The organism is Paenisporosarcina sp., assembly GCF_057785155.1.
Genome location: NZ_JBYNRN010000013.1, coordinates 45320 through 70971, shown reverse-complemented (window position 1 = coordinate 70971; position 25652 = coordinate 45320). Strand labels below are relative to the sequence as shown.

The window sequence follows — 25652 nt, the reverse complement described above, 5'->3', positions numbered from 1 at the left end:
ATGCTTTAACACAAACTATTTTCGATGCACATTACATTGAAAATAGGAGGAATTAGTAAATGACGCAAAACCCACAAGGTCAAATGCATGAAAATATGCATACCGGTCCAGTTACACCAGAAATGAATCACGGCGGCCATGAAATGTTCGATGTACATGAAGTTTTGGGAGCTGCTATTGCTGGTTTAAACTTGTTCACGATTTTACGTCCACATGTACAGGATCAAGAACTTCTTACTATTTTGGACAGACAATTCCATTTCATGCAAGAAGAATACAACATCACAACGGAGTGTTTCCGAACAGGACAAGATCCTTCGAAGCGTACTCAAAGATATATGATGAAAGAGAACAACGATTTTATCTTCGGAATGAAACCATCTCCGCCAAAGAAACCGATGCAAACGGCTAATGAAATTAACGATGAAGTGATTTCGGGTTATTTACTAGGTGTTCATAAGTCTGGTGCTTCATTAAAAGCAATGTCTGCCCTTGAAACAACAAACCCAGTGGTTCGTCGCGTCCTAGCGGATTCCGTTCCAAACTGTATCGAGATGGCCTATGAGATGTCTATTTATCAAAATAAACATCATTACTATCAAATGCCGCAATTAGCTCAGCAAGATATGCAACAAATTACAAATGCATTCGCACCTTCTCATATCCAACCTAATGGCATGACACAATAAACCAATTACGAAACCTTCTGCATATATGTGTAGAAGGTTTTTTACTGTAATGCAAGCGATTTGATAAGTATTAAGACCTATAAAAATTCAATTAATACTATATGAATTGGCACTTTAGATACATAATGTCTATTACATTTGAATGGATTTCCTGTATAATAAAATAGTTAGATAAATCAGTAATAATTTTACAGAAAATTTAATCAAAAGGATGGAATAAAACTCTTGAAGAATTTAAAAATAGGTAAAAAAATCTTGTTACTACTGGCGATTGCAGTTGTTAGTATTTTAGCGGTAGGTGCAACTGGCTTTCTTTATATGAATCAAATGGCGCAAAATTCGGAAGATATGTATGATCATCGATTGTTACCTTTGCAATATGTGGATCAGATTAAAACGAACAACCGATCATTAGATTCCTACACATTAGAATACATACTTAACGAAGATTCGAGTGTAACGAAAGAATTATTAACTAGTACTCAAGAAAAAGAAGCACATACTAGAGAGTTAATCGCATCTTTTCGAGCGGCTTCCAATACGCAAGCCAATCAAGATCTAATCACTCAGTTTGAAGAATTATTTGATACATACATCGTAAAAGTATACTCTCTTCAAAGCAGAGGTGTCAGTCTCGATAAAGAAGACGCATATGAAGTTTATACAACAGAGATTAAGGAAACTCGTCGAGCATTGAATGAAATTGGTGACCAAATTGGGGCGAATATTATTGCCTCTTCAGAAAAATTAAGTGAGAGTAATAAATCATTTGTGGCACAAGCTTCCCTGATTTCAAACTTAGTCATTCTTTTAGCCCTCGTGTTGTTTGGGATATTGGGATGGTATATTTCTCGAATGATTGTCAGTCCAATCAAGAAATTACAAGCTTTAATGAAGCAAGCTGGAGATGGTGATTTAACCGTTCAAGGGGATTATCGTTCGAAAGACGAAGTAGGACAGTTAAACGTATCATTTAATGACATGACATCAACATTAAGAACGATCTTACAACAAGTTACAAACACTTCTGAACTAGTTGCTGCTTCTTCTGAAGAGTTAACAGCGAACTCAGAAGAAACAACGAAAGCAACTGAAATGATTGCACATACGATGGAAGAAATGGCGAATGGTTCAACACAACAGATTCAAAGTGTTGAAGAAACGGTTGTCATTGTTAAAGAAGTTTCTACAGGTGTAACCCAAATTGCCTCAAATGCTAGACAAGTTGAAATTACAGCAAATGAAGCTTCTGAAAAAGCAGTTCTCGGAAATGAAGCAATTGGTCAAGCCATTTCACAAATGAAATCGATTAACAATACAGTGAATGGGTTGTCAGGTGTTGTAAGAGGTTTAGGTGAGAAGTCAAACGAAATTGGCCAAATCATTGAATCCATTACGAATATAGCTTCACAAACAAATTTATTGGCATTAAATGCAGCGATTGAAGCTGCACGTGCTGGAGAGCAAGGCAGAGGGTTTGCCGTAGTAGCTGATGAAGTTCGTAAGTTGGCTGAAGAATCGGCTAAATCTGCTCAACAAATTGCTAGTTTAATATCGTCTATTCAAGGTCAGACACATGAAGCAGTTCAGTCAATGGACCAAGCAACAGAGGAAGTTGATACTGGAATTACTGTAGTGAATAAAGCCGGCGAGTCCTTCCAACAAATTCAGCAATCTGTTTCACAAGTGGCAAATGAAATACAAGAAGTGTCTGTAGCGATTGAACAAATTTCTAAGAGTACGGATCAAATCGTTTCTAATGTAGATGTGATTGCTGAAGTATCTGAAACGGTATCAGCAGGTACTCAAAATGTATCCGCAGCTTCAGAAGAGCAATTAGCAAGTATGGAAGAAATCGCTTCTTCTTCATCTGCTCTTTCTCAAATGGCAGAAGATTTGCAAGTGATGATTAATAAATTCAAAGTATAAAGATAAACCCGCGATCAGTCTTCACTGATTCGCGGGTTTTCGTTTGTATGCCAATAGTCGAATATGGGGCCTTTATTGCCAAAAATCGGATCGGTCATTGGGAGCGGGACTTGCTCAATATCACGCAAAACTTGAGGTCGGTCGCTTTCTTCGCCGGTCTTGACATTGTAAGACGTTCCTTCAGGGTAAGCACCTACGATTTTGAAATCATCACTGCATTCCAATTTTTTGTGTCCTGTGCCAGCAGGTAATAGAAGCACGTCTCCAGTTTGAACGGTTAGTTCCTCACCATTTTCGCCACCTATGATTAACCGAGCAGTTCCAGCTTTCACGCCTAAAACTTCATGAGCGTTACTGTGATAATGATGGTACGGAAATACACCATTCACCCAGCTGTTCTTCCAATTATGTTTGTTAAAAGTATCCTCAATGTCTGTGGTTCTACCTTGAAAAGCTCCTTGAATTATAAGGACAGGCAAGGTCGGGTTATTGGGAATGAATCCGTCATCTGTGAAATTTAACACAAGAGTACTCATCGACATCAACTCCTTTTTAAAATACATGTTAGAAGACATTTACCCAACCTCATGATTAAATAAGCTAAACGAATAGGAGGGAGTCAAAATGACTATCCTTTTTGAAGGAAAGATGGACAATGGGGAAGTCTATCAACTAAAGACTTTGTCCTTTGCAAATAAATCTGAAATATTTTCTTTACAAGTTGATACGATAGCTTCGATCGATATGCCCGATTCTCTTCAACCTTTATCAGAGGGTGAAGTAGACGTAATTTTATCGGGGAAAGGTCTAGTGGTAGGTGTTTATTCAAATGAAACGCTGATTGCGTTTAGAGTCTTACTGGAACCACCATTGGATGATGAACATTTAGGTTTAGACATCGGTTTAAAGAATAAACAATTAAGTGAATCTATTTATCAAGAGATCTCTATCGTACATCCACATTTTCGAGGAATGGGACTTCAACAACTGATGGGTCAAATATTAATGCAAGAAGTCAAAGAAAAGAATTATCGATATGTTTTGGCAACTGTTGCTCCATTTAATATTCCCAGCCTTAAAGATAAATTCTCACATGGCTTAGAAATAGCTGCTTTAAAGTTCAAATATGGAGGAATGCTTCGTTATATATTTGTTAAAGATTTGAAGCTAAATTCTGACTTTGCTAAAAGAGAACAGCTTATTCCCATGGAAAATATCGAAAAACAACAAGCCGTTTTGGATTTAGGATGGCGAGGGGTGGGAATACAGTGTATACAAGACGAATGGTTTGTCGTTTATAAGGAAAAGGTTAACTAAGGAGGAGAATGGATGAAGGATTGCATCATTATCGGTGGGGGACCAGCAGGATTGAACGCTGCTTTAGTACTTGGCAGAGCAAGGCGAGATATTTTAGTTGTCGATCATAACAATGCTCGAAATAAAGTCACGCAAGCAGCACACGGTTTTATTACAAGAGAAGGAATCAAACCGTCCGAATTTCGCGAAATTGCACATCAAGAATTAAAAGCTTATCCATCTGTTGAAATTGTTTCTGAGCAAGTAGTGAAATTGGAAACAGTAAAAGACGGATTTAAGGTAACAACTGATAGAGGATATGAATGGGAGTGCCGGAAAGTCATATTAGCAACAGGCGTAAAGGAGAAGTTCCCCAATATTCCAACACTACAAGACTTTTACGGAACGAGTATTTTTAATTGCCCATATTGTGATGGATGGGAATATAATGACCAGCCTTTAGCGGTGTTTGGTAAAGTAGATTACACGATACATATGGCGGGAATCTTGAAAAACTGGTCTCAAGATTTAATCATTTTTACAAATGGAGAAGAATTAACTCGCTCCCAAAAGAAGGAAATTCAAACGTTAAATATCCAAGTTGAAACAGAAACAATCAAACGATTACACGGCGAAGCTGGGCAATTAACGAGCGTAGAACTAGAATCTGGACAGCATATTGAAAGAGTCGGCGGATTTATAACCCCAGAATTGATTCAAGCATCCGACCTTGGTCAACAGATTGGACTTGTGATAGATGATATGGGAGGCTATAAATCGGATGAAGTCGGACATACTGACATTCCTCATTTGTTTGTAGCAGGAGAAGCATCTAAAATATATCCGTCCCAATTGATAATAGCGGCTGCGAGTGGTGTTCAAGCTGCAATGGCAGTTAATGTGGAATTAACTCATGATGGAATATTAGGTAGTAAACCAATAGAGAAAGTGTAAAGAAAACGACTAATTTTAATAAAAATTTAGATGGAATTAGGTATTATGACAGGTAGAATATTGGTAAAAATTCTTCCATTATTTACAACTAGTAATATAAACTTACCTAAAATGTAACCAAATTTCAGTCATACTGTCATGAAACTGTAATGTTTAAGTGTTATTTTATTTCTATCAACGAGAAATAAAAGGAGACACAACTTGAAAAAATTCAGTTTCGTACTAAGTTTTGTACTAATGTTCCTCGTCGCATTTGCCAATGATTCAGAAGCAGCGTCTTCTGTACACACCGTGAAAAAAGGGGATACCCTTTATAAAATTGCAAGACAATACAATATCTCAGTGGCTTCAATTAAGTCAGCTAACAATTTAAAATCGAATTTAATCAAACCGAACCAAAAACTAAAAGTTACAAAAAAAGCGGTAGCTAAGGCAAAAGCAAAACCAAAGGCCAAGGCTGCTAAAAAAGCACCATCACGTTCTGATAACGATACAGTCTTAAAAGAAATTACAGTTTCAGCATCTGCTTATACAGCTGGTTGCAATGGTTGTTCAGGAATTACTTCAACAGGAATTAATTTGAAGAAAAATCCAGGCTTAAAAGTAATCGCGGTCGATCCACGTGTCATTCCGTTAGGTTCAAAAGTATATGTTGAAGGTTACGGATATGCAATTGCTGGTGATACTGGCGGAGCTATCAAAGGAAACAAAATCGACGTCTTCATCCCAACTAAGTCAGCTGCACTTAAATGGGGACGCAAAACTGTGAAAATTAAAGTATTCAAATAAAATCATGATTAAAGCTTGCTTGCCGATAAGGCGGGCAGGCTTTTTTGTTGGCTAGAAATCGTTGTTCTGCCATATTTGTGTGAAAAAAAAGCAGGAAGCTTCTGCGTCGGCAACAGCATCAAATAAGATTTAACGCCAAAAAATCACTGGCTAACGCCAAATTATTGAGTAGTTGCGCCATATTATCTGTTTGAAACGCCAAATTCTAAGTACCCGACGCCATATTATTCATGGGTATCGCCAAATTAAGTAAGATCCATGGCGATTCAAGAAGGAAGCTTCTGCCCCTGCAGAAGCATCAAAATTAGGTCTAACGCCAAAAAATCACTGGCTACCGCCATATTACTAGATAGTTGCGCCATATTATCGGTTTGAAACGCCATATTCATCGCACCCAACGCCATATTATTCAGGGGTTGCGCCATATTAAGCAAAACCAGGATAAAGCAACAAATGTGAGACCGTTAGTCACCAAATATCCATATATTACAAACGTGTGACATCTTAATTGCAGGAAAACCTGCATAATGATACAATTATTACATTGGTAGGTTTAAATTATTGTTTTCGGGGGAATAGTCATGAAGGATTTACTGCATAAAATAGAAAGTTCCTATAAGGAATTTTCAGCAGGGCAAAAGAGAATAGCCGATTTGTTCAAAGACAATCAAATTGTGCTCGCTTTTTCTTCAGCTTTAGAAGTCGGTAAAAAAGTAGAGGTTAGTGAATCTACAGTAATACGTTGGGCACAAAAACTTGGCTTTAAGGGTTATGCGGAGTTTCAGCATGTTGTACAACAAAAACTTGCTGAACAACGAATTGAACAAGTCGAAAATGAGGAAACCACGATTTACTCTTCTCCTTCAATTTTGAAAAATTTGCTTGATGCAGATATAAAGAGCATTACAAATTTAAAAGAATCACTCCAAGAAGAGCAACTTCTTCAAGTTGTAGATTTAATAGGCTCAGCTAAGAAGATATATGTGACAAGCAATTTTTTCGATTACGGTCTCGCACATTCCTTTACGCATTGGATGAACATGGTACTCGATAGCACGGAATTATTAATGCAAGGAGATGTTCAGTATTATCACCAGCTGTCTAAAATGACTTCTGAGGATGTACTCATTGCTTTTGCATTTCCGCGATATACGAAAAACGTTATGAACACCTTGCGAACAGCCAAAGAACAAGGCACAACGATTATTGTCATTACCGAATCATCAGATTCACCTGTAACACATTTTGCAGATGAAGTTCTGTTTGTTCCGGTCTCTACCAATTTAAGCATAGACTCCTATACTGCGGTTCATGCTTTATTAACCTCCATAATGCGCTTCATTTATGTGAAAGAGCATGAAAAAGTGAAAGTGAATCTTGCACGTATAGATAGTATGTACGACAGAAAAGGTATTTTTTATTCAGCCGAATCCAATAAACCAATTGATGACTAAACACACAAAAGGGGAGATTATTTTGAAGAAAAAATTATCATTTTTAACAGCAATTGCAGCAACAGCTATGCTAATTACAGGGTGTGGTAGTGACGAAGAAACGAAAGGTACATCATCAGGTTCAGGATCTGACATGAACTTATTAGAAGACGGTAAATTGACGTATGCTTCAAGTGGTCTTTACAAGCCGTTTAACTTTACAGAAGCTGGTGAATTAACTGGTTTTGATGTAGAAATTGGAGCTGCTATTGCAGAAAAAATGGGATTAGAGCCAAACCCAGTAACAACTCCATGGGAAACGATTACACAATCACTACTTGGTAATAAATTCGATGTCATTATTGGATCGATGGCGATTACAGCGGAACGTTCTGAACGCGTAAACTTCTCAGATCCTTACTACTATTCAGGTGGAATGATTTTTGCTCCAGAAGGTAGCGATATTGCATCAGCTGATGATTTAGAAGGCAAAACAATTGGGGTAGTGGCACAAAGTACGTATGACACAGCTGCTCAAGAATATACAGATGATATTAAATACTACAATTCAGATGTTGTGGCATTAAAAGATTTAACAGTTGAAGGACGCTTAGATGCAGTTATTACGGCTGACGTTGTTGGTTTTGAAGCCATTGCAAACGGAATGAAAATCAAAGAAGTCGGAGATCCACTTTGGATTGAGCAAGCGGCTGTAGCTGTGCGTAAAGAAGACGAAAAATTACTAGAAGAGATTAATAAAGCGATTCAAGAAATTGTTGAAGATGGCACATACGATGAAATTTCAAACAAATGGTTTGAACGTAATCTTCTTGATGTTGATTTAGAAGGAATCGAAATTCTGAACTAATCACATTCAGGAAAGGAGTACGCTATGGAATTATTGAAAACGGTTTTTGAGGTATTTTTACAGACTTATCCAGGTTTCCTAAAAGCAACTTTGATCACTTTGCAGATTACTGCAGTGGCACTGGTTTTAGGAACCGTTCTGGGCTTGGTTTTCGCTTTAATGAAAATTTCACGCTCTAAAATATTACAAGGAATTGCTAATTTCTATATTACGATTATTCGAGGAACGCCGTTAATTGTTCAAATTATGTTTTTATATTTCGGTATTACTTCTTTAGTCGTTCTGTCTGGATTTTGGGCAGGTGCGATTGCTTTAGGTATTCATAATGGTGCCTATATTGCGGAAATTTTCCGTGGTGCCATTCAAGGTATTGATAAAGGTCAACGTGAAGCGAGTAGTTCACTTGGGATGACTCGTTCGCAAAGTATGCGTCGAATTGTATTCCCGCAAGCTTTAAAACGGTCAATTCCACCACTTGGCAATCAATTCATTATCACGCTAAAAGACTCTTCACTTGTCTATATTATAAGTGTTCCTGAATTGTTTGCGATGGCTAATAGAGAAGCAGCACAAAATTGGCAGTCACTCGAAACGTATTTAGTGGTTGGGGCATATTATTTAGTGCTTGTTATGATCTTCACGTATCTATTGAAACTGTATGAAAATAAATTGAATGTTGACAAATAGGGAGGGACGCTCATGTTAAAAGGATCAAATATTCATAAATCGTTCGGCGATTTAGAAGTATTAAAAGGCATTGATCTCGAAGTCGCTCCTTCTGAAGTGGTTGTTCTTGTCGGTGTCAGTGGTTCAGGTAAAAGTACACTTTTAAGATGTTTCAATTTCTTGGAGCATATCAATAAGGGGACGATTGAAATTGATGGTCAAGTAATCGATCCTAAGAAACATAAGCTTTCAGAAATTCGTGCTGAAGTAGGCATGGTGTTCCAACACTTTAACTTGTTTCCGCATATGACGGTATTGGAAAATGTCATTGAAGCACCGATTATTGTGAAAAAAATGAAGAAGGCGGATGCGATTGTATTAGGAAAACAACTACTTGAAAAAGTAGGTCTTTCTGATAAAGCGGATGTCTATCCAAGTAAATTGTCAGGTGGACAAAAGCAACGTGTTGCGATTGCTCGTTCCCTAGCAATGGAACCTAAAGTGTTATTGTTTGATGAACCAACTTCTGCACTCGATCCTGAATTGGTTGGGGAAGTTCTAGCTGTTATGCAACAATTAGCACAAGAAGGTATGACAATGGTTGTTGTGACACATGAAATGAAGTTCGCAAAAGAAGTAGCGGACCGTGTCATCATGTTAGACGAAGGACGTATCATTGAATCAGCTGATCCGGCGACATTCTTTGAGAATCCAAGTCATGATCGTACGAAACAATTTATTCAATTGGTAGACTGAAAAAGCGGCTTGGACAAAACAAAAAACATCAAAATTTCTCACTGAGAAATTTTGATGTTTTTTTGCATATGCTAAATTGATTTCCATTGCGGGGACGCTTTCCGGGGGCACGGCTCTAGCCTGTAGTCTCTCCCTCGTGCTGTTCCCCCAGGAGTCGCCCCTCCACTTCAATCAATTCATAAAGTTTCAATTTCTTAATATAGATTTTTGCCTCATTTAAAGAAATTTCTACTTATGTCCCAGCTTTTTTAAAAAAAATTTATAGATTCCGCATCTTCTGCCACTTAAAAATCACAAAATTTCGTCTAACGCCAATAAATCAATGAGTAACGCCATATTGCTGGACTGTTGCGCTAAATTATCAAACTGTAACGCCATATTATTCATTTGAAAAGCCATATTATTCAAGAGAATCGCCAAATTATCCATTGTTAAGATAAAGACATCCTCTTTCACAACAAATGTGGAAGAGGATGTCTTTCTTTCTAATATAGGGGGTTTTTAATAACGACGGAAACGACTTGGACGCATTTGGTTTGGAGGAACGATAACAGTTTGATTGATTTGTTCGTAGTAAGTTCTAGGAACATCAACAATATGTTGACGATTTACATTAATCAGAGGTTGGATATAAGGAACCTCCCGTTGTACAAAAGAATCTGTATAGCGACACAAAGGTGGGCAAACAATCGGTTGAACTCCATGTTGTCTGCAATGGTGTGACTGATTCATAGGTCGATACATAAAGATTTCACCTCCAATCTATCTCTCTTAATAAATGCGAGATAAGAAGATTTGGAAACGGCGGTCAAATCATTTATTGAAGGTGAATTTGATGTGGCTTATAATGAAAACATTATGCCTATTACTGGGGAAAGGTTGCGACGAGTGTAGAATTTTTTCTTTCTAAATGAAAATTGAATAGATTTAGGGAGTGATCTACATGAATGATCGTCGTTCTTTTTTATTTTTATGGGCGAGTCAAATACTCGCTAACTCGGGTGATGTCTTATATATCGTGGGGTTAATTCAAGTTGTATATGCATCAACTGGCTCTATTTTAGCTTTAACGTATATTCCGTTAACGATTACCTTCTCTCGGTTAATCGGTAGTTTTTTAACACCTCTATTATTGCATCGATTTGCTTTACATCGTATATTGCATGCTTCAATGATGGGGAAAATCGTGGTGTTAAGTGCTGTCTTTTTATTGAAAGACGAAGCTTTGTTATGGATTTTACTCTTAGTTAGTATCATCGCCTTTCTTGATGGATGGGCAGCTCCTGTTCGTCAAGCTATGCTTCCTGAATTTGTTGGGAAAGTCGAGTTACCTAACGCCAATAGCCTAGTGGCAATTTCAGATAACACGGTTAATTTGGTGAGTTGGCCACTTGGAGCGTTTTTTGTCACTTATTATGGCGGAGGTCCGCTTATTGTCATAACAATTCTTCTCTATTTAATCGGGTGGATCTTAACTTTTGGAATAAAACCAATTCAACAGGTAAAGAAAGCTGTTCATTCCACTCGGGAACAATTGTCTGGAGGATGGACATATAGTTTCTCAAACAAATCCATTCGCCATATTCTCATTCTTGATACGGTAGTCGCTTTTGCGGGAGCGGTGTGGATTTCTTCTATTTTATATGTTTATGTCGACAGCGTTTTAGGCAAAAGTGAAGCCTGGTGGGGATATATTAATGCGTTTTACTCAGGGGGTTTTATCATTGGTGGTTATTTTTTCGCTAAGCTCTCTCGAGTGTCCGCTCATTGGCTCATTCTAATTGGATGTCTTGTAACAGGAGTACTAACGATATGGTTTATCTATCCCGTATTTGCGGTGGTCGCATTGATTTTATCCTTACTTCTGGGAGTGGTTGGACAGTTACAAATGCTTGCCCAGTTGATGGTGTTGCAGACTCAAACGGAAATTGATGAACTCGGTCATGTTTTTTCTGTTCAAACCGTATTAACTACAGGTGCTTTCGGTATTGCTACATTTCTTTTTGGTTGGTTAGCCGAATACCAAGGCATTGAAGTTACTTTCTATCTATCAGCATTCATCTCCATAGGAGCTGGAGTTTTTGCATTGTTGAAGAGAAAATCTCTCACATATGAACTAGTTGAGTAATAGTGAAGCACTTGGAGAAATCCAAGTGCTTTTTAATACCGAAAAAATCATTTAGCACATCGAACAGTTTGCCTTCGAGATATATGGGTACAAATTATTAGAAGGAGTGTGATCGTGTGACCACAGATGAACAATTAATCATCCGTCTTTGTAATCAAGACCGTCAGTCTTTAGAAGATATCTATAACCGCTATGAGAAACTACTATGGAATATTGTATCTAAAACAAATACGGAACCAGGCATCTGTGAGCAGGTCATTACTCAAGTATTTCAAGAATTATGGAACCATCCAAAAACTTTAATAATAGAAGAAAACTTTCAACCCTGCTGATTGAGTGTTGTAAATCTCAACTCAGTTTATTTTCGATGTCAAAAACTTCTTAACCCCTCAAATACCTCATATCTAAATTGCTAAATTCTCTCCTCATCTAAGATTTAATTCAACTGATTGAAATGCTGTATTTCTGAAAAGGTAGTGAGTATATTTATACACAATCCTTATTTGTGGGGAATTACACGAAAAAACTATTCTCTCATGAAAAATTATTAATAGCTTATCCCCAATATCAAGTAATGTTCCATAATGACTTTCGGTTCCAGTAACTTTATAGAAATAGTAAAAACGCATTTAAAAAAATGTGTTTTTTCTTTTTGTTATTATATGGTAATGTTGGATGATGAGTCATATTTCTTTGAACGATGGAAAATGGGGGTTTTTATGAGGACAACTTTATCTGTATTGAGTCGTTTTTTATTTGTGGTGATAGGTATTATCTTATTAAGCGCATTTGTAGGGATGTTCACCATTAATGGTATTCATTTGGAGTGGAACGTATTTATTCAAAATATAATGGATATCGTGATGTCTTTAATCTTCCCCGAAAGATTGATCATTTTAGGTCCTACTCAATTTGAGTATTCCATTTTTCTGAACTTTTGGGAGTATTATTTATACTCTCTTACGATTTTTCTGTCAGCACTCTTCATTTCCTTTGTTATTGGTTTATTCATTACCTATTTCACAATTCTATTGCCCAAAAAACTTATTAATCATATATCCAAAATTGTTTCATTATTAGAATCATTACCTGATTTATTCATAATCATGATTATCCAATTTACTGTTATTTATTATTTGAATGTAACAGGGGATTTGCTTTTCCCAGTTGCCGGTTCTTCTCAAACGAAAACTTATTTCTTACCCATAATTGCTTTATCATTAATTCCTGCATTTATGATTTATCGCATCAATCTCCATTTAGTAAATGAAGAATTGGAAAAATCTTATGTGGAATTAGCTAGAAGTAAAGGACACAACAAAACGTTTATTTTCTTCAATCATGTATTGAGAAATATAACACCTAGCCTATTTAGTCATAGTAAAATGATTGTTTTGTATTTATTATCTTCAATGGTGATTTTCGAAAAACTTTTCAACATTTATGGAATCTTTACATTCGTCATTACTTATCCCAATCCAAATGTGATTGCCTTTACATTAATCATGTTCTTTGTGCCTGTTTTCGTATTATATGCCATAATCACGAACTTAATAGAAAAACAGACCGGCAAAAGATTGGAGTGGTGAGTTAGATGAATTTAATGAAAAAACTTCTATTAAATAAATTATTTCTAACCGGCTTTGTCATAATTAATGGCTTATTCCTTGTTAGTATTTTTTACTTTATCGTTTTTAAGGATCATATTCCTACAACTTCGTTACTTTTTGCGGCTGACGGAAAGCCTTTACCTGCACCATATAGTCTTAAAATATTTCCCCCATTTGGAACAGATAGATTTGGACGGGATTTGTTAATTGTGATGATTGTTGGAACCAAATATACAATTGCAGCTGCATTAATCATTACATTCTTACGAGTTTTTCCTTCGATCATTTTCGGTTTAATTCTTCATTTTTATTTTAATAAACTCGAGAGACCCATCAAATCTATGGTTGACTCATTAAATTATTTTCCAATGACCTTGCTTGCCTATCTTCTCTTAAATGTGATTCTCATACAAGATGTCAGCATGATCTTAGTTGATGGGGCACTGGTTGAAGGAGCACAGCCACTCCCTTATTGGCATCGTGTTGTATTATTTATCATTATATTAGCCTCACTTTTTGTTCCAACAAATTCGGTATTAATCGCAAATGAAGTGAAGATAATCATGAACAAAGAATTCATTGAGTGTTCTAGAGTTTTAGGTGCTACTAACTGGAGAATCGTATCGAAACATATTAAGCCCTTCTTAGTCCCTCAAATAGCGATTATTTTTATTCGAGATTTTATTCAGTCGCTCATTTTGATGTCGCATTTGGCTGTACTGGGATTATTTATAGGTGGGTATTATTTCCGAGACGATTTATTTGGCCAAACACAAAAGGTGTCTTTATCAAACGAATGGGCAGGATTGCTAGGCATGTGGTGGGAATTCCTTTGGACAACTTATCCCTGGATTTCCTTCATCCCAATTTTGTTTATTACCATTCTGATTCTATCTGCTAAAGGCATGATGGAAGGCTTAAAGGTGGAACTAGCTTTGATGGATAATTTAAGAGAAACACCTTTAAAAAAGGAAGACCTTCTATTACCAGAAAACTTAGCTCCATTTGAAAGAATAAGAAATTACTCGAAATGAATTTATTTTCACACTCTAAATGCAAGAAAAATTTATATTTAACTTATACAAATGCTTAAAACCACAGCATTAAAGATAAAAACGCTAACAATCGTTAGCGTTTTATTTTTTCTATAAAACTTGAAACCTTGAACTGAAGTGCTCCGTCTAATGTTCAACGTTTTACAGGAGGTTGAAAAATGGATGTTATCGAGTAGTGAGAGTTCAGAGTTTAATAATCATTTCTTTTTTGAGGACTTAGTTGACCAATATGGTGAAGAACTCATGAGATTGGCATATACCTATGTGAAAAATAAGCAAGCAGCCGAAGATATTATACAAGATGTCTTTTTACGAGCATACGAGAAAAGAGAAGCCTTTAAAGGTCATTCAACTTATAGAACCTACTTATACCGTATGACGATAAATCGTTGTTACGATTATTTAAGAAGTTGGTCTTATAAAAATGTAAGAATTTCAGATAAACTTAGTTCATTTTTTCAAAGTGGAAATACTACTGAAGGTGAAGTTATTACAAACGATGATCGACACACGATAGGGAAAGAGGTCTTGTCTTTAGATCTCAAATATCGAGAAGTGATTGTTCTTTACTATTATAAAGAGCTAAGTATTGAAGAAGTTGCAACAATTTTAGCTTGTTCGAGTAATACCATTAAAACAAGACTACGCAGGGCTCGTGAACAATTAAAAGTCCATCTTGAAAAGAGAGGAGAACTATAAATGGATGAGAAAAAAATCAAAGAAAGTATTGAACATTACATCGGGAAAGAAAAATTGTTTACCAACCAATTTAGAAATCGAGTTCTATCCAATGCACATAAGAGAAAGCCTCAACGAATCTCTCTAATAAATAGGTTATTGCCTACATTTACTTTGTTATTTCTTAGTATTGGGGCAGTCATTTTTGTTTTCTTCTCTATTGGACAAAATGACGAACTTACTACTGCAAATAAAGCGAATAATGAAATAGTAGAAAAGCATGTAGTAGTAGAACCTGTAGATCCTAGTCACCTTGTAATGGAATTGAGTAGCCACGGGGAACAATTTCAAAAATTAGAGGATGATTTAAGAAAAATTATGTTAAGTCCAAATTTAGAATTAGGAATTTTAGAGTCAATGAATGATTCTATTAATGGTGTTTCCATTGATGAAAAAGGCATGGTACTAGTAGAATTTAAAGATTTTAGAAGTAAAGTTCCTAGTCCTTCTTCAGAATTAAAAACTGCATTTTTAGGGACACTTTATGACGTTATTTTTAAATACTCGGAAGTTAAATCTGCTCAATTTAGCTTTGATGGTAATCTTACTGCTTGGCAGGAGTGGATAGGAATTATTGAGCCTATGTTCAGACAATATGTTTTTGATTTAAATACACATGGTCAAGCATTTCCTGAACTAGAAAACGATTTGAACAATCTTATGCAAGATGGTTATAAAGAATTGAGTTTTCGAAATACTGAGGTTTTGAAGAATTCGGTAAATGGTGTGTCGATCAATGAAGAGGGAATTGTTGTAATTGAATTTAAAGACTTCCGTAGTGATTTTGGAAGCTTGACTTCAAATGAAAAAGGGTTATTCCTCGCCCCTTTAAGTGATATAGTTTTTAAATATCCAAAAGTAAATGCAGTCTACTTTACATTTGAAGAAAGTTTTAACGATTGGTGTGAATGGTTAGAATTTACTTACGAACCAATGAATCGATATGGTGAATCACTCGATACTGGTGATTTAAATGCTGATAGCCCTAATTTTTATTCTCTGGAAGAGTTAGAAAAGATGACGCCAGATGAATTAAAAGCAATAGGTTATCCTAATCCAAATGAGTTTGAAGTTAAATCTTTAGTAGCCAAACACTCCTATTACAAGAATATGTATCAAACTCTTCTAGATGGGAAAATAATTGATGATGAAGCAGCAGCGGGCATATTTATTTTGTATTTAGAAGGGCTTAAGAATAAAGATTTAAATGAAGTTAAAAAGTATGCACAGAATTCAGTTACGGATACTGACATAGAAACGCTTATTGAAATGTACCAAAATATTGATTATAGTTCATTTTCTATTGAGAGTATTATTAATAGCGAAGGAGAACCTGTTACAGAAGTTAATCTAAAGTTTAAACAAAAAGACGGTAGTTTGAGTTCTAGTCAGCTTTTTATTGAGTTTTATGAGTCTGAGATAAGAATTAATGAATTTCTGTGAAATTATTAATGACACCTGTCTTTTCGCTGTCACTTAGAGATTTGGAGTTTCAAGTGCTTACTGAAGATGGATTGTTGATGAAACAATTAACACCATAATTTATTGAAGCTCCAAAGAAATAGAAATTACTCGAACAAAGAAAAAAGAGTGCAGAAATGCACTCTTTTACCATTCAATGTCTTCTGGGTATTCCGCTGTTAGCGCGAGGTCGTGAATTGTACTCTTTGTAACGTTTGCAGATTTAATGACTTGATTTCGAAAAACTACATACTCATGATCCTGTACAGCGAGTTTTAATGCATACTTTCCTAAACTTTCTTCACGTTGTTCTTTCGTCATTTTAATGTAGTTTAAATTTAACACGTCGACAAATTGAATGGCGTACTTATGCACATTCGTTTCTTGATTGTTTAGCAATTTCATGAAATTCTGAAATTCTTCTTCATCAAGAGTTTCACTTAAGGATGCACCAACCGCTGATTGGAACTTGCGAATTGTTGTTACGTGAGCGTCGAGTAATGGGAAAGAATGATTCTTTTGGTAAAGCTTAATGAAATCGTTCAAAGCAATCGCTGCAAAAATGAGTTCTGGCCATAATATTTGAACCGTAAAATACACATTTTTTTCTGGAGCGACCAAATCATGTTCTTTCATTGAATCTTTATGAAGACCGTTCCTAACAAATTCAATGTTACGCTCTCCTTGGCTTGCTTGGCGGAAGTCATGACATACTTTGAGGATGCGTGCTCGTGAACCCTCTAAATCATAGTATTTTCCTTCTTCACCAATCACAGCATAGATAGCGTGATTGAGTTCATCGAGATCCCAATAGTCTCCGCTTACAATTGCGCCTGTCAGATTTTTAGTATGTGTAATTGATAGCATCTAAATCGCCTCCATCTCTTACTCTTCTATTACCTCTTTGGCGTGTAGTTAAGCATGGAAAATAATTCGCTTAACTCATCTTTCGTAAGTTCGCGCCATTGTCCAATTTGTAAGTTATCAATTGAGATGTTCATAATACGGATACGTTGCAAGCTTTTTACCTCATAACCGAGGGCTGTACACATGCGACGAATTTGACGATTCAATCCTTGCGTTAGCGTGATTTTGAAGATATTAGATGACAATTTTTCCACCTTACAAGGGAGTGTTTTGGTATCTAATATTTCTACGCCTTCTGCCATTTCTTGAAGGAAATCCTGTGTAATTGGTTGATCCACCTTCACAATGTACTCTTTTTCATGTTCATTTTCAGCTCGAAGAATTTCGTTCACAATGTCACCGTCATTTGTTAATAAAATCAGACCATGTGAATCTTTATCGAGGCGACCAATATGAAAAATACGCAAAGGATGATTGACGAAGTCGACTATATTCCCTTGAATATGACGTTCCGTAGTACTTGTAATTCCAACGGGTTTGTTTAAAACGATATAGACATAAGGATCTTCATGTTTAACTAGATTTCCGTCTGCACGGACCTCATCTCCAGGTTCAACTTTGCTACCTAGTTCAGCTTTTACGCCGTTTATCGTAATTCGGCCATCCTCGATCCATTTATCCGCACCGCGTCTAGAAACGATTCCAGCTTCACTTAAATATTTGTTGATACGCATCTATCATCACCTGCTTTTTTTAGTACCTTCATTATAACCTATTATGAAGAGTTGTATGATTTAGGTGAGTCAGCTGACAGTTGGAATTCCCTACCTTTAAAATTAAGACTATGATACCATTAAAATAAGAGGGAAATAGAGGAAGGAGGACTTATTTTGAGCGAAGAAAAAAGAGTTATTTCTTCCGAGTTAAAAGAGTTACTTTCCATTCGGCATAGTGTAAAAGAATATAAAAAAGATAGTTATCTATTTAGAGAAGGCGATTCGATAAAAGGTGTTTATTTCATTCAACAAGGGAAAGTTCAAATTGGTAAGGTGACTTCTGAAGGTAGAGAATTGACCTTGAGAATTTGCGGAAGAAACCAATTGGTTGGGGAAGTTACGCTCTTTTCGATAGATGCTAAATATATGTTAGATGCAAAAGCATTAGAGGATGTTACGTGCGTCAAAGTAAGCATTGATGACCTTGAAAAGGAATTAGCTGAAAATGCGGATTTAGCAGTTGCCTTTATGAAATGGATGGGTGTGAACCATCAAAAAACCCAGACTAAATTTAGGGACTTACTTTTACATGGGAAAAAGGGTGCGCTCTATTCAACCTTAATCCGTCTCACGAATAGTTATGGCGAGAAAGATGAACATGGTATTTTAATTGATATGGTGTTGACGAACCAAGATCTGGCTAACTTCTGTGGAATGACGAGAGAAGTGGTGAATCGGTTATTAAACGAGTTGAAAAAACTAAGTAAAGTATCCATGGTGAATGGGAAAATTTATATTCATGATCTCCAGTATTTAAAAGATGAAATTCTATGTGAAGATTGCCCAATAGCGTTTTGTAAAATTGATTAACAAGCGATTGCCTTCGAGGTGAATCGCTTTTTTTTGTCTATTTATTGACACTTGAATGAAAACCGGCTTGAGTGTGATAAAAGTCACAATGATTTACCTCTCAATCAATTAGGCTGAACATAACATAATGGAAGAATGAATTTCGAGGTGAGGAATTTGAAGAAAACGAAGCCAGCTAAGGAAGAGAATCTAAAAGGAACATTTGTAAGCGTCATGTCTGTTGGCGTAATCATCATTGTCATGTGGGTAGTCGTTTATTACATGTATGTAGCACGTTAAATAGGGAGTGGAAAAAATGCATCTTCATAAATTTGAAAAAATATGGTTGATTTTTGGTATCGCATCACTAGTTGTTTTCTTAAGTGTTGTAGGTATCAGTGCCTTTTCTCATGGCCATACGCCTGCAGGAGGGATGGACACGATTGATCCGAAAAAAGTAAATGAAACAGCACCATTTGATAACCCAGGAGTTACACAATTAGATGATGATACGTATCAAGTGGCGATTGTAGCGATGGCTTTTAGTTACACAGCACCTGAATTGAAAGTCCCTGCTGGAAAAGAAATTATTTTTAAAGTAACGAGTATAGATGTTGTTCACAGTTTTACGATAGATAACACGAAAGTGAATATGATGGTCGTTCCGGGTCAAATCACAACGAAGTCATATACGTTTGACAAACCTGGCAAGTATTTAATTCTTTGCAATGAATACTGTGGTTCTGGACATCATTTCATGTCTACAGAAATTGAGGTGTATTGATCATGATTGCTGCACAAGATCGCAAATTAGCACTATGGAATATCGGCGTTGCTTATATCGCGTTCCTTATCGGAACATTATGCGGATTATTACAGGTTTTCATTCGAAATGATGCCCTGCAATTACCAAGTTGGTTAGATTATTATCAAATTTTAACGGCACATGGTGTTCTACTTGCCCTTATTTTTACGACATACTTTATTTTTGGATTCTTTGTTACAGGAATGAGTAAAAGCTTAGGAAGTTTCGGACCTAAAGTTCTTCTTTATTCTTGGATCGGATTCTGGGTTACGACAATCGGAACGGTGATGGCGACAGTCATGATCATTTCTGGTGAAGCTTCTGTGCTCTATACTTTCTATGCACCACTTAAAGCGAGCGGATGGTACTATGTCGGTCTTGCATTGGTTATTGTCGGAACATGGATAAGCAGCTTCGCATTAGTCGGACATTATGTGGTTTGGCGCAAAGCTCATAAAGGTGAATTGAGTCCACTATTTGCTTTCATGACCATCACAACAATTATTATGTGGATTATCGCATGTTTAGGGGTAGTAGCTACGGTTTTATTCCAATACATTCCTTGGGCATTCGGTTGGGTCGATACAATTAACGTTGAGTTAAGTCGTTCATTGTTTTGGTATTTTGGTCACCCCCTAGTTTACTTCTGGTTGCTACCTGCATATATGGCTTGGTATGTGATTGTTCCAAAATTACTTGGCGTTAAAGTATTTAGTGATTCATTAGCACGTTTAGCATTTGTGTTATTTATCTTGTTCTCAATACCGGTTGGATTCCATCACCAGTTAACAGAACCAGGTATCTCGAATTTCTGGAAGTTCTTGCAAGTCGTACTAACGTTTATGGTTATCATTCCATCACTTTTAACAGCATTTTCTATGTTTGGCACATTTGAAAGAGCTGGACGTAAAAATGGTGGTCAAGGATTGTTTGGTTGGTTTACAAAGTTACCTTGGAAAGATGTTCGTTTTACTTCTATATTTGTCGCTATGGCCTTCTTCATTCCTGGTGGAGCGGGAGGGATTATCAATGCAAGTTTCCAATTAAACGAAGTCGTTCATAACACGATGTGGATTGTCGGACATTTCCACATTACAGTTGGAACACCTGTTGCGATGACATTTATGGGTCTTACTTTCTGGTTAGTTCCATACTTAACTGGTCGTAAATTCTCGAAAGTTATGCAGAAACTAGGTTTTATTCAAATCATCACATGGACAATTGGTATGTTATTAATGTCTACATCTCAACATATTTTAGGACTACTTGGCGCACCTAGAAGAACTGCTTACACTGGTTATAACAACCATCCTTCCGCTTTAGAATGGTTTGACGGCATTTTAACAAATCACGTAACAATGGCTGTCGGCGGAAGTATTTTGTTCTTATCGGCTATGTTATTGATTTACATTGTTGTGATGACGATGTTCTTATCACCAAAAGCTGAACTCGAAGCGGATTTCGTAGAATTCCCAATGGCTGATAGTGACAAAGAACATACACCAAAATTCTTGGAAAACTGGTGGATTTGGATTGGTATCGCATTTGCATTAATCATCATTGCTTATGCCATCCCGTTATACGGCATGATTCACCATGCACCTCCTGGATCAGAAGGATTCAAAACTTGGTAGGAGTTGAGTGAAATGGTCTTAATGTTAATCTCATTTTTCATCGTATTCATCTTATTAGTCGGCATGATTGTTGAATTAAACACATTAGAAGATTGATCGAAATAGAAAAGGGACTGTCCTGAAAGTCATGAAACATGACGAAGGGCAGTTCATTTTTTATGTTGTAAAAGTTAATTTTCGTTTTTACCATATTGAAAACTTGACTTGCATATGCTGTTTGAATATTGTAAGTTGCATTTTCTATTAAAGAACACATTCATAGTGTTAATACCATACCCATCAAATAAAAAAGTTGTAATTTTCTATTTTATCTGACAATATTGAAGTGAAGGATTTCCTAGATTACTAGTTTTCATGAAAACTAGTGAAAGCGCATACAATAGGAATTACTCGTACAAAGGGAGGAACATGAGAATGGTATATGCATTTCCAAACACAGAAGGTTCACTCGTAACATTTAAAGAGAAATATGATAATTACATTAACGGAAAATGGACAGCCCCTGTTAAGGGTCAATACTTTGATAACGTGACACCTGTCACTGGTAAAAACTTCACACAAGTTGCTCGTTCAACTTCAGAAGATATTGAATTAGCATTAGACGCAGCGCATGCAGCAAAAGACGCGTGGGGAAAAACGTCAGTAGCTGAACGTGCGGTTATTTTAAATAAAATTGCAGACATCATGGAAGAAAATTTAGAAATGTTAGCTGTAGCTGAAACATGGGATAACGGAAAAGCGGTACGTGAAACACTTAATGCGGACTTGCCTTTAGCGATCGACCACTTCCGCTATTTCGCAGGAGCAATTCGTGCACAAGAAGGTTCTTTGAGCCAAATTGACGACGATACGGTTGCTTATCATTTCCATGAGCCAATCGGTGTAGTGGGACAAATTATCCCTTGGAACTTCCCGCTATTAATGGCTGTATGGAAGTTAGCACCTGCATTAGCAGCAGGGAACTGTGTGGTATTAAAACCTGCAGAGCAAACACCTGCAAGTATTCTCGTATTCGCTGAACTAGTTGGGGATTTATTACCTCCGGGTGTTCTAAATATCGTAAATGGCTTTGGATTAGAAGCTGGTAAACCACTAGCATCAAATCCTCGTATCGGAAAAATTGCCTTCACTGGTGAAACAACAACTGGTCGTATGATTATGCAATATGCATCTCAAAACTTAATACCAGTGACGCTTGAATTAGGTGGGAAGTCACCAAACATTTTCTTCGAAGATGTAATGGATCATGACGATGCATTCTTAGATAAAGCGGTAGAAGGATTCGTTTTATTCGCATTAAACCAAGGGGAAGTTTGTACATGCCCTTCACGTGCATTAGTTCAAGAATCAATCTATGACAAGTTCATGGAAAAAGTTTTGGCACGCGTTGAAGCGATTAAAACAGGTAATCCATTAGATCCAAACACAATGATGGGTGCTCAAGCATCTAATGAACAATTAGAGAAAATCTTGTCTTACTTGGATATCGGTAAACAAGAAGGCGCAGAATGTCTAATTGGTGGAGAGCGAAACAACATCGATGGAGACTTCACAGACGGTTACTATGTAAAACCAACTGTCTTCAAAGGAAACAACAATATGCGTATCTTCCAAGAAGAAATTTTTGGGCCAGTTGTGTCGGTAACGACATTTAAAACGCATGAAGAAGCACTTGAAATTGCGAACGACACTTTATATGGACTAGGTGCAGGTGTATGGTCTCGTAACATGAACACAGCATACCGTTTTGGTCGTGCGATTCAAGCGGGACGTGTTTGGACAAACTGTTACCATGCATACCCAGCACATGCTGCGTTTGGTGGATACAAAATGTCTGGTATCGGCCGCGAAAATCATTTGATGATGTTAAGCCATTACCAACAAACGAAAAACTTGCTAGTTAGCTACAATGAAAACAAATTAGGATTCTTTTGATCGAAAGGGGAATGACAATGATTGAACGTGTTATCGCTACGGACGCGACGCTTGAACTAATTGAATTACTCAAAAGCAAGCACGGTCCAGTCATGTTCCACCAATCAGGCGGTTGCTGCGACGGATCAGCACCTATGTGCTATCCAGAAGGCGATTTACTGGTAGGAGACCAAGACGTGCTACTCGGCTCAATCGGCGACAGTCCTTTCTATATGCACAAAAGCCAATACGACTATTGGAAGCATACCCAGCTTATTATTGACGTTGTCGATGGACGAGGTGGCATGTTTTCATTAGAAGGCGTAGAAGGTAAACGATTTTTAACAAGATCACGTGCTTTCACCGACGATGAATTTAAAGAAGTACAAGCTAATTCGAATTAAAGAGTTTGCCGCCTCCAGTTTTTCTTTGGAGGCGGTTTTTTAGTGGTGAGAATGGCTGTTTTACGAGATTAGCTTTAAAAATTACTAGATTAGGTGCGGAAATTACTAGAATAGCTGTAAAAATTACAACATTAAATATACTTCCTCAACACGATCGTGATGTACAATAAAAGAAAAGGAGTGAGAGAACATGGGATATATCATGCTGATTATCTTAATCGGTGTAATTGTTTGGACTTTAAGCCGATTATTTACTCATCGCAGACTTCCTCTTAATCAATACGCTCCATTCCATGATGCAATGGAAGGTAAAAAAGATGATAGCAATAGATCATCTCTTCATGATACAAAACACGAAGTGGAGTATGAAGAAACAACGCCAAAAAAAGATGATGTAATTTAATACACATGCGAAAGGTCTTACTGCCATTGAAGGCGTAAGGCCTTTTTCTAAATCAAGAACCTGCCCTTTTAAACAAATGATGCAAATGATAAGGTAAAAAAAAGAACAAATGATAGAGGTAAAGTTCATGAATAAAGTGCAGACTCAAAATTTTAAATATAAGTTATTTGAACCAGAAGTACAAAGCTCTGGCGGTAAGACCGTTATCTTTTATCATGGTTGGGGAACAAGTGTGGAAAGCAATAATGATGTTTCAAAAGAAATGACATCAAGGGGGCATAGAGTTGTTGTTCCAGAAATTATCTATCACGACACAAGAAAGCCGTTAGAAAACCATTTCAATATTGAATCTACACAACGTTATTTTTGGGAAACCATATATAAGACAATTGACGAGTTTGATGATTTCATTGAACATTTAAATGTTCCAATGGAGGAAGTAATTCTGGTTGGGAGCTCGATGGGTGGCTTTATCGCAAATGGTATTTTTGCTAATCACAAAAACATGGGTGGTTTAGTCAATATTAACGGATCAGGTTCTTTTCTATTGTCAGAAAAACTATTTAGAGAAAAAGATCATCGAAATTCACTTCCATTTGAAGAAGAACAGGTGATGAAGAAGTATAACCCGATTGGTCGAACTACGTGTAATGCCCCTGTACTTCTCATGCATGGTGATTCAGATGCAATTATTTCAATAAAAGGACAGCAGGATTATTATCAATATCTTATTGAAAATGAAGGTCGAGTTAATGTTAACTTTATAATTTATGAAAATAATAACCATCAGTTTTCTTCTGAAATGGTGAAAGATTTACTCGAGTGGCTAGATGGAATTTAAATCAGAAAAACGCTTGGATATTCCAAGCGTTTTTATGTTTCTAGATTGTCACCAATGTATTTAAGAGAGTAAGTATGTGAAAATACCTGGTACTCTTTCTTTAAAATAAGAATAATGATGTTCAGCATCCTTAATCACAAGAAATGTTGAGTTAGGAATTTTTTCTTTAACAATATTATGAATCCGTTGGTTAGATTCTAAGAATCCCTTACTAATTCGTTCATCATTTCTTACTTCAGATGTTCCACTATCCATGTAGAATTTTTCTATAGAAGTTAAATTTGTGTTTGTTAAGAGTTTCTCAATTTCTTCTTGATTGCGCCAAAAAGCTGAAGAAATACCAACCACGTTTTTAAAAATATTGGGGTATTTACATGCGGCGTAGGTTGAAATTAATCCGCCTAATGAAACTCCTCCAATACTGGTCGCCTCGGTTAAAGTTCGATATTGAGAATCAATATAGGGTTTAAGTTCACTTACAATAAAATCTACGTAAGCATCTCCTTTGCCGCCAGTGTAACTTGGCTTACCTAATAAATTCTTGCTAAATTCACCGTCGACCCATGGACAATACTCGTTTTTTCTTTCTTCTCCTTCAGTATTCGTGTCTATTCCAACAACAATAATTTCTATCTCGTTTGAATCCAAGTAATCTTTTAAACCTAAAGAAACTCCATGTATAGCATCTTGATCTTCAAAGACATTTTGCCCATCATGCATATACAGAACTGGATAACGTTTTGTTTCTTCTTGATAACCTCTAGGCGTATATACTCGAATTGTTCTTTCGTGATTAAAAGCTTTAATTGGGAAAGCAAATTCTTCAATCATGTCAAACAACACCTTT

General features: G+C 36.5%; 28 protein-coding genes. 23 read left to right on the top strand and 5 right to left on the bottom strand.

Features of this window, described 5'->3' with window-relative positions:
- Positions 1-59: 59 nt before the first annotated feature.
- Both AC3EA5_RS06610 and AC3EA5_RS06605 read left to right on the top strand, forming a co-directional pair.
- Entirely contained in the window at positions 60-689 is a 630-nt protein-coding gene (locus AC3EA5_RS06610) for a spore coat protein (RefSeq protein WP_488607608.1), read from the top strand.
- 225 nt (positions 690-914) lie between these two features.
- Entirely contained in the window at positions 915-2618 is a 1704-nt protein-coding gene (locus tag AC3EA5_RS06605; RefSeq protein WP_488607607.1) for a methyl-accepting chemotaxis protein, read from the top strand.
- Between the two features lie 14 nt (positions 2619-2632).
- On the opposite strand, the gene AC3EA5_RS06600 is transcribed toward AC3EA5_RS06605, so the two are convergent.
- Positions 2633-3193 carry a cupin domain-containing protein gene (locus tag AC3EA5_RS06600; protein WP_488607606.1) on the bottom strand — a complete coding sequence of 187 codons (561 nt, stop codon included), beginning with the start codon at positions 3191-3193 and terminating at the stop codon, positions 2633-2635.
- Positions 3194-3242: 49 nt separating this feature from the next.
- On the opposite strand from AC3EA5_RS06600, the gene AC3EA5_RS06595 reads away from it, so the two are divergent.
- The 7 genes from AC3EA5_RS06595 to AC3EA5_RS06565 all read left to right on the top strand — a co-directional run bounded on the left by AC3EA5_RS06595 (position 3243) and on the right by AC3EA5_RS06565 (position 9380).
- On the top strand, positions 3243-3935 hold the full coding sequence (locus AC3EA5_RS06595) for a GNAT family N-acetyltransferase (protein ID WP_488607605.1): 693 nt from the start codon (positions 3243-3245) through the stop codon (positions 3933-3935).
- 12 nt (positions 3936-3947) lie between these two features.
- Positions 3948-4868 carry an NAD(P)/FAD-dependent oxidoreductase gene (locus AC3EA5_RS06590; protein WP_488607604.1) on the top strand — a complete coding sequence of 307 codons (921 nt, stop codon included), beginning with the start codon at positions 3948-3950 and terminating at the stop codon, positions 4866-4868.
- A 201-nt stretch (positions 4869-5069) separates the two neighbouring features.
- On the top strand, positions 5070-5657 hold the full coding sequence (locus AC3EA5_RS06585) for a 3D domain-containing protein (protein WP_488607603.1): 588 nt from the start codon (positions 5070-5072) through the stop codon (positions 5655-5657).
- A gap of 581 nt (positions 5658-6238) precedes the next feature.
- Positions 6239-7111 carry a MurR/RpiR family transcriptional regulator gene (locus tag AC3EA5_RS06580; RefSeq protein ID WP_488607602.1) on the top strand — a complete coding sequence of 291 codons (873 nt, stop codon included), beginning with the start codon at positions 6239-6241 and terminating at the stop codon, positions 7109-7111.
- A 22-nt stretch (positions 7112-7133) separates the two neighbouring features.
- Entirely contained in the window at positions 7134-7958 is an 825-nt protein-coding gene (locus AC3EA5_RS06575) for a transporter substrate-binding domain-containing protein (protein ID WP_488607601.1), read from the top strand.
- Between the two features lie 24 nt (positions 7959-7982).
- Entirely contained in the window at positions 7983-8645 is a 663-nt protein-coding gene (locus tag AC3EA5_RS06570; RefSeq protein WP_488607600.1) for an amino acid ABC transporter permease, read from the top strand.
- A 12-nt stretch (positions 8646-8657) separates the two neighbouring features.
- Positions 8658-9380 carry an amino acid ABC transporter ATP-binding protein gene (locus tag AC3EA5_RS06565; protein WP_488607599.1) on the top strand — a complete coding sequence of 241 codons (723 nt, stop codon included), beginning with the start codon at positions 8658-8660 and terminating at the stop codon, positions 9378-9380.
- Positions 9381-9881: 501 nt separating this feature from the next.
- Here the strand turns inward: AC3EA5_RS06565 and AC3EA5_RS06560 are convergent.
- Positions 9882-10124: a hypothetical protein gene (locus AC3EA5_RS06560; protein WP_488607598.1), complete on the bottom strand. Its 243-nt coding sequence runs from the start codon at positions 10122-10124 to the stop codon at positions 9882-9884.
- 199 nt (positions 10125-10323) lie between these two features.
- Between AC3EA5_RS06560 and AC3EA5_RS06555 the strand changes: the two genes are divergently transcribed.
- The 6 genes from AC3EA5_RS06555 (at position 10324) to AC3EA5_RS06530 (ending at position 16354) form a co-directional block, all read left to right on the top strand.
- Entirely contained in the window at positions 10324-11508 is a 1185-nt protein-coding gene (locus AC3EA5_RS06555) for an MFS transporter (RefSeq protein WP_488607597.1), read from the top strand.
- A 116-nt stretch (positions 11509-11624) separates the two neighbouring features.
- Positions 11625-11840 carry an RNA polymerase sigma factor gene (locus AC3EA5_RS06550; protein ID WP_488607596.1) on the top strand — a complete coding sequence of 72 codons (216 nt, stop codon included), beginning with the start codon at positions 11625-11627 and terminating at the stop codon, positions 11838-11840.
- Positions 11841-12227: 387 nt separating this feature from the next.
- Positions 12228-13097 carry an ABC transporter permease subunit gene (locus AC3EA5_RS06545; RefSeq protein WP_488607595.1) on the top strand — a complete coding sequence of 290 codons (870 nt, stop codon included), beginning with the start codon at positions 12228-12230 and terminating at the stop codon, positions 13095-13097.
- A gap of 5 nt (positions 13098-13102) precedes the next feature.
- Positions 13103-14152 carry an ABC transporter permease subunit gene (locus AC3EA5_RS06540; protein ID WP_488607594.1) on the top strand — a complete coding sequence of 350 codons (1050 nt, stop codon included), beginning with the start codon at positions 13103-13105 and terminating at the stop codon, positions 14150-14152.
- Between the two features lie 183 nt (positions 14153-14335).
- Positions 14336-14872 carry a sigma-70 family RNA polymerase sigma factor gene (locus AC3EA5_RS06535; RefSeq protein WP_488607593.1) on the top strand — a complete coding sequence of 179 codons (537 nt, stop codon included), beginning with the start codon at positions 14336-14338 and terminating at the stop codon, positions 14870-14872.
- Positions 14873-16354, top strand: a complete 1482-nt coding sequence (locus AC3EA5_RS06530) for a hypothetical protein (RefSeq protein WP_488607592.1) — start codon at positions 14873-14875, stop codon at positions 16352-16354.
- Between the two features lie 165 nt (positions 16355-16519).
- On the opposite strand, the gene AC3EA5_RS06525 is transcribed toward AC3EA5_RS06530, so the two are convergent.
- Together AC3EA5_RS06525 and rluF are read right to left on the bottom strand one after the other, a co-directional pair.
- Positions 16520-17239, bottom strand: coding sequence for a DUF6904 family protein (locus AC3EA5_RS06525; RefSeq protein WP_488607591.1), 720 nt, complete (start codon positions 17237-17239; stop codon positions 16520-16522).
- A 29-nt stretch (positions 17240-17268) separates the two neighbouring features.
- Positions 17269-17973 carry a 23S rRNA pseudouridine(2604) synthase RluF gene (rluF, locus tag AC3EA5_RS06520; RefSeq protein ID WP_488607590.1) on the bottom strand — a complete coding sequence of 235 codons (705 nt, stop codon included), beginning with the start codon at positions 17971-17973 and terminating at the stop codon, positions 17269-17271.
- 156 nt (positions 17974-18129) lie between these two features.
- Here rluF and AC3EA5_RS06515 point away from each other — a divergent pair, with 156 nt between their 5' ends.
- The 8 genes from AC3EA5_RS06515 to AC3EA5_RS06480 all read left to right on the top strand — a co-directional run bounded on the left by AC3EA5_RS06515 (position 18130) and on the right by AC3EA5_RS06480 (position 24805).
- Entirely contained in the window at positions 18130-18825 is a 696-nt protein-coding gene (locus AC3EA5_RS06515; RefSeq protein ID WP_488607589.1) for a Crp/Fnr family transcriptional regulator, read from the top strand.
- Between the two features lie 147 nt (positions 18826-18972).
- Complete coding sequence (locus AC3EA5_RS06510) at positions 18973-19104, top strand: cytochrome C oxidase subunit II (protein WP_394190678.1); 132 nt, start codon at positions 18973-18975, stop codon at positions 19102-19104.
- A 16-nt stretch (positions 19105-19120) separates the two neighbouring features.
- On the top strand, positions 19121-19588 hold the full coding sequence (locus AC3EA5_RS06505; RefSeq protein WP_488607588.1) for a cytochrome c oxidase subunit II: 468 nt from the start codon (positions 19121-19123) through the stop codon (positions 19586-19588).
- A gap of 2 nt (positions 19589-19590) precedes the next feature.
- Positions 19591-21243: a b(o/a)3-type cytochrome-c oxidase subunit 1 gene (locus AC3EA5_RS06500; protein ID WP_488607587.1), complete on the top strand. Its 1653-nt coding sequence runs from the start codon at positions 19591-19593 to the stop codon at positions 21241-21243.
- Positions 21244-21657: 414 nt separating this feature from the next.
- Positions 21658-23178 (top strand): aldehyde dehydrogenase, encoded by a 1521-nt coding sequence (gene adh, locus AC3EA5_RS06495; protein WP_488607586.1) that lies wholly within the window; start codon positions 21658-21660, stop codon positions 23176-23178.
- Between the two features lie 17 nt (positions 23179-23195).
- A complete protein-coding gene (locus AC3EA5_RS06490) occupies positions 23196-23561 on the top strand; it encodes a DUF779 domain-containing protein (RefSeq protein WP_488607585.1) in 366 nt (121 codons plus the stop codon).
- 190 nt (positions 23562-23751) lie between these two features.
- Positions 23752-23964: a hypothetical protein gene (locus AC3EA5_RS06485; RefSeq protein ID WP_488607584.1), complete on the top strand. Its 213-nt coding sequence runs from the start codon at positions 23752-23754 to the stop codon at positions 23962-23964.
- 127 nt (positions 23965-24091) lie between these two features.
- Positions 24092-24805, top strand: a complete 714-nt coding sequence (locus AC3EA5_RS06480) for an alpha/beta hydrolase family protein (RefSeq protein ID WP_488607583.1) — start codon at positions 24092-24094, stop codon at positions 24803-24805.
- 60 nt (positions 24806-24865) lie between these two features.
- On the opposite strand, the gene AC3EA5_RS06475 is transcribed toward AC3EA5_RS06480, so the two are convergent.
- Entirely contained in the window at positions 24866-25636 is a 771-nt protein-coding gene (locus tag AC3EA5_RS06475; protein WP_488607582.1) for an alpha/beta hydrolase, read from the bottom strand.
- Positions 25637-25652 lie beyond the last annotated feature (16 nt).